The organism is Arthrobacter sp. JCM 19049, assembly GCF_001310435.1.
Genome location: NZ_BAXF01000707.1, coordinates 1 through 903 on the forward strand (window position 1 = coordinate 1; position 903 = coordinate 903).

The window sequence follows — 903 nt, forward strand, 5'->3', positions numbered from 1 at the left end:
GCCGCCGCGGCGCTGACCAGCGGCCCCGGCCAGGACCCGGCCACCCAGGGCGGGATGGTGATCCCGGCCGGGGAAGGGGTGATCAGCAACGAGGCGGAAATCTTCGGCCTCAAGGACCGGCTCGATGAGCTGGCCCAGGTGCGGGTGTGGCGGGAGAAGCGCTCCAAGGGGGAGGGCACCGGGGTGTTCGAACTGGTGCCGTACTTCTTCACCCGCGGCACCAAGGCCAAGCCGCCGGCCCCCACCAAGATGACGCTGAAGCTGTTCGACGAGCTGGAAAAGGCGAAGGACCAGCCGCTGTGGCGGGTGCTGGTGGCCTGTCCATCCGGCATGTGGGGCCCAACGCCTCCCGGGCCTGGCTACCCGCTACGGGTCGATGGACGAGCTGCTGAAGGTGGTCGACGCCCCCGGCGCCCGCGAGGAGCTGGCGCAGATCGACTCGGTCGGGGCGATCATCGCCGAGGCGGTCGTGGACTGGTTCGCCGAGCCGTGGCACAGGAACATCGTCACCGCCTGGCAGCAGGCCGGGGTGAAGATGCGCGACGAGCTCGATCAGAGCATCGTCAAGCACCTGCAGGGCCTGGCCATCGTGGTCACCGGCACGCTGGAGGAATTCAGCCGCGACACCGCCAAGGAGGCGATCATCGTGCGCGGGGGCAAGGCCACCGGCAGCGTGTCGAAGAAAACCGATTTCCTGGTGGCCGGGCAGGCCGCCGGGTCGAAACTGGACAAGGCCCAGTCCCTGGGCGTCCCGGTGCTGGATGAGGCCGGGTTCAAGGTGCTGCTGGAGCAGGGCCCGGACGCGGCACGAGAAGTCGCCCAGCAGGGCGCGGAAGGTGGGGCATGAACCCGAAGAACCCCGTGGAACACGACCCGCTGGTGCTGCTGGCCCGTCAGGCCGCC

The 903-nt window shown here is 69.7% G+C and carries 1 pseudogene; it reads left to right on the plus strand.

What is annotated here, in order from left to right:
• A pseudogene (locus tag JCM19049_RS21425) lies at positions 1-847 on the plus strand (helix-hairpin-helix domain-containing protein); the annotation flags it as partial.
• Between the last annotated feature and the right edge of the window lie 56 nt (positions 848-903).